Here is a 4,004-nt window from a genome sequence, read left to right as displayed (position 1 = left end):
ATTTTACCCCCGCCCTCATCTCGCCCCCCCGCTTGTGGCCCGCCGCTAGCGCCCGATAGTTCTTACACCCCCGCCCGGCCCGTACACCTCATGGTGAACGCGCCGTTCGTGTGTCACGCGCCGGGCGTGCGGCGAAAGACGTCGGGGGACTGGCCGTTCCAGCGGCTGAACGCGCGGCGCAGGGTGCGGGCATCGGTGTAGCCGAGCCGGGCGGCGATCGACTGCACGGGGAGGTCGGAGTCGCGCAGGGGCCGTTCGGCGCGGTCGCGGCGGGCGGCGTCGACCTCGTCGCGCCAGGTGGTGCCCGCTTCGGCGAGGCGCCGCTGGAAGGTGCGGGGAAGCAGGCGCCTCGGGCGGCGGCCGCGCTGGCTGAGCGCGACATGGACGGGCGTGAGCGCCGTTCGAGTGGCCTCGCGCATCCGCCGCAGCACAGTCGAGAGTATTCGTCTGGACCGACTTCCCGAGAAGGGAATGGGGCCGGACATTCGCCTGTTGTAACCATTCAAATGCCAATAGGCAGTTAGGAACTGATGGGCATGCGACGTGAGCATCTTGCCTGGGCGGGGCTGACGGCGATGACCGTCTCGTTCGGGCTCAACTTCACGATGGGTGTGTTCTTCGCGCCGACGGCCGCGTCGTACGGGGTGTCGGCGACGGCGCTGGCCGTGGCCGCCGCGCTGGGCACCACGGTCACCGGCCTGGCGCAGCAGGGTATCGGCAGGCTGTTCGATCTCCTCGGGCCCAAGCTCGTGCTGATCGGCGGGCTCACGCTGATCTCTAGCAGCTATCTGGTGCTGGCCTTAGTGACCGAGACCTGGCAGTTCGTCGCGGCCTATATGGTGCTCGGCGGATTGGGGTTCGCGTCGTCGTCGACCCTCACCGTGACCACCCTGCTCGGGCGGGCGCACGGTCCGCAGGTAGGACCGGCCATGGCACGCGCCGCGATCGGCATCAACCTCGGCCAGCTGATCACGCCGTGGGCGGCGACCGCGCTGTTCGATCCGATCGGTGTGCGCGGCACCTTCGCGTTGCTCGGCGCGATCGGACTGGCCTCGACCGCCGTGCTGTGGCTGCTGCTGCCCGCCGATCAGCGGGCGACGACCAGCGCAGGCGCCCGCGAATCGCTGGCGGACCGATGGAAAGTGCTGGTGTCCTTCGGTTTCCACGCGGCGACCCTGTACGTGGTCGTGTTGATGCTGCCGAAACACGCGGTGGAGCAGGGCTGGTCGGTGGCCGGTGCGGGCAGGCTCGTGGCGCTGGCCGCGCTGGCGGCCGGGCTGACCTCGGCCGCGATGGTGCGGCTGCTGCGGCACTACCCACCGGAATCACTACTGCGGGTGCTGTATTCGGTGCGCCTCGCCGCCTTGCTGCCCGCGGTGCTCGTGCCGGGGCCCGCGGTGCTGGTCGTGGTCGCGGTGCTGTTCGGTATCGCCTCGTTCCCCGTCATCCCGCTGACCATGGCCATCCTGTCGCGTGGTCTCGACCCCGCGCGGATGGGCCGCACGCTGGCGCCCGCGTGGGTGATCCACCAGCTCGCCGCCGCCACCGGGCTCGGCGTGGCCACCGTCGTGCACGCCCTCACCGACAGCTATCGCGGCTACTTCGCCCTCGGCCTGGTATTCACCGTCGTTGCCGTCGGCCTGATCTCCCCGGTTCCGTCGCGCACCGGTCACCGTCTGAATCCCGCCCGGCCGAGCTTCCCGGGCTCGGCGCGAGTATCACCCACACAGAAAGAGATCCACGATGAACCAGATAAGCCACCACACCGTCGAGATCCAGGGCCGGTCGGTCTTCTACCGTGAAGCCGGCGACTCGGGCAAGCCGACTCTGCTTCTGCTGCACGGCTTCCCGTCCAGCTCGGCCATGTTTCGCAACCTGATTCCCGCACTGGCCGACGACTACCACGTGATCGCACCCGATCACCTCGGCTTCGGCCAGTCGGCGATGCCGGCGGTCGACGAATTCGACTACAGCTTCGACACGCTCACCGAGATCACCCTGGAACTGCTCGACACCCTCGGCATCGACCGTTTCGCGCTCTACATCCAGGACTACGGCGCCCCCATCGGCCTGCGCATCGCCTCGCGCAATCCGGAGCGGGTCACCGCGATCATCACCCAAAGTGGCAACGCCTACCTCGACGGCTTCACTCCGTTCTGGGAGGTGTTGTTCGCGCATGCGAACGACCGCGCGACCCACGAGCCCGAAGTGCGCAAGCTGCTCGAGCTCGACGCGACGAAATGGCAGTACACGCACGGTGTTCCGGCCGACCGGCTCGCACTGGTCAGCCCGGATGCGTGGACCCTCGATCAGGCCTACCTCGACCGCCCCGGCAACAAGGAGATCCAGCTGCAGCTGTTCTTCGATTACAAGAACAACCTCGACGGTTACCCGGCCTTCCAGCAGTATTTCGCCGAGCATCGGCCGCCGACGCTCATCGTCTGGGGTGCCCACGACGAGATCTTCGGTGCCGACGGTGCCCGCGCGTATCTGCGTGACCTGCCCGACGCCGAACTGCACCTGCTCGACGCGGGCCATTTCGCGCTGGAGACGCACGGACCCGAGATCGCCGCGCTGATCCGCGACTTCCTCGGCCGGGTGCTGGGCTGAGTACGGTGGACGGCTGGGGGTCGTGGGGCGCCCGGCCGTCCGGGCGGCATCGAGTAACCTGGTCGGCGGTTTATCGGCCACGTCATGGGCCGTCGGCGTATCGGGGGAAACTTGCACGCACGTATTGCTCGGGTGATCGCAGCGGGTTGCCTGGCGCTGTCCGCGCCGGCCTGCGCCCAGGACAGCAGGCCCGCCGAATTCGCCGCGGCCGCACCGCTTTCCGCGTTCTACAACCCCAGCGCGGAATCGATTCCGGGACAGCGTGGTTCGGTGATCCGCGCGCAGCCGCTCACTGGCGCGCAGGCGGTGCCGGGTGCTCGCAACTTCCTGACGCTGTACCGGTCACTGGACGCGCAGGAGAAACCCGTCGCGGTATCGGGAACACTCGCGGTGCCCGAAGGCGTGGCGCCCGCGGGTGGCTGGCCGCTCATTTCCTGGGGGCCGGGTAGCACCGGGGTCGCCGACGTTTGCGCGGCCTCGCGATCCGAAGGCTCCTCCCCGAGCAGGGACGAACAGGCTCGCTGGGTGGCCAAGGGGTACGCGGTGGCCAGAACCGACTATCAGGGTTTGGGGACACCGGGCGGTCACGGGTACATGATCGGCGAGACCGAACAACGCGCGATGGCCGATATCGCCACGGCGGCAAGGGAAATCGACAAGACGGTCGGTTCGCGCTGGGTGGCGATGGGGCATTCGCAAGGTGGCCACGCGGCCCTGTTCGCCGCCGTCGACGCCGCGGGATGGACGCCGAACACGCCGCTGCTCGGCGCCATCGCGCTGGCGCCCGCCTCGCACCTGGGCGAACAGGTGCGGATGGCGAAGTGGGCGGCGTCGAATCCGCTGGGCAAGCTGGGTACGGGCGAGGTGTCGGTATACCTGCCGCTGCTGGTTCGCGGCGCCCAGACGGTGACCGATGTGGACCCCGCCCGATTCCTCACCGGCCGGGCGCAGTCGCTGCTGCCGGTCGCCGACTCCGAATGCACCGGCGGGCTGCGCGACAAGAGCAAGTGGGGCGGCCTGTCGGCGAAGGACGTGTTCACCGCCGACGGCGATGTCTCCGGGCTGCTGCGAGTCCTCGACGACAACGACCCGAGCGGCCTGCGATTCACCGTCCCCGTTCTCGTCCTCCAAGGCCGTTCCGACCTCACCGTCCCGCTGCAGGCGACGGACGCGATGGTCGCCGAACAGCAGGGGCGAGGCGAGTCGGTCGACTACCGCAAGTACGACGACGTCGACCACAGCGAGATCGTCTCCGCGTCCTTCGCCGACGCGCTCGGCTGGGCAGACACCCGCTTCGGCATCACCCGCTGAACTCTTGGAGTGCTGGCGCGCTCGAGCGGGGCCCTTCGGGCCCCTGATCTTCCCTCCCTCCGGGTACTCCTTCGTCGCACCCT

General features: G+C 69.0%; 4 protein-coding genes. 3 read left to right on the top strand and 1 reads right to left on the bottom strand.

Annotation, left to right across the window (positions count from 1 at the left end):
* Positions 1–113: 113 nt before the first annotated feature.
* Entirely contained in the window at positions 114–419 is a 306-nt protein-coding gene (locus tag ACFWF3_RS27030) for a helix-turn-helix domain-containing protein (protein ID WP_379316183.1), read from the bottom strand.
* A 111-nt stretch (positions 420–530) separates the two neighbouring features.
* Here ACFWF3_RS27030 and ACFWF3_RS27025 point away from each other — a divergent pair, with 111 nt between their 5' ends.
* The 3 genes from ACFWF3_RS27025 (at position 531) to ACFWF3_RS27015 (ending at position 3,921) form a co-directional block, all read left to right on the top strand.
* Positions 531–1,802 (top strand): MFS transporter, encoded by a 1,272-nt coding sequence (locus ACFWF3_RS27025; RefSeq protein WP_379316181.1) that lies wholly within the window; start codon positions 531–533, stop codon positions 1,800–1,802.
* Entirely contained in the window at positions 1,744–2,610 is an 867-nt protein-coding gene (locus ACFWF3_RS27020) for an alpha/beta fold hydrolase (RefSeq protein WP_379316179.1), read from the top strand. The genes ACFWF3_RS27025 and ACFWF3_RS27020 overlap by 59 nt, the downstream gene beginning before the upstream one ends.
* A 132-nt stretch (positions 2,611–2,742) precedes the next feature.
* Complete coding sequence (locus tag ACFWF3_RS27015; protein ID WP_378995577.1) at positions 2,743–3,921, top strand: alpha/beta hydrolase family protein; 1,179 nt, start codon at positions 2,743–2,745, stop codon at positions 3,919–3,921.
* The last annotated feature ends 83 nt before the right edge of the window (positions 3,922–4,004 follow it).

The organism is Nocardia sp. NPDC060220 (genome assembly GCF_042727815.1).
Classification (GTDB): Bacteria; Actinomycetota; Actinomycetes; order Mycobacteriales; family Mycobacteriaceae; genus Nocardia.
This window is presented reverse-complemented; position numbering and strand designations above follow the sequence as displayed.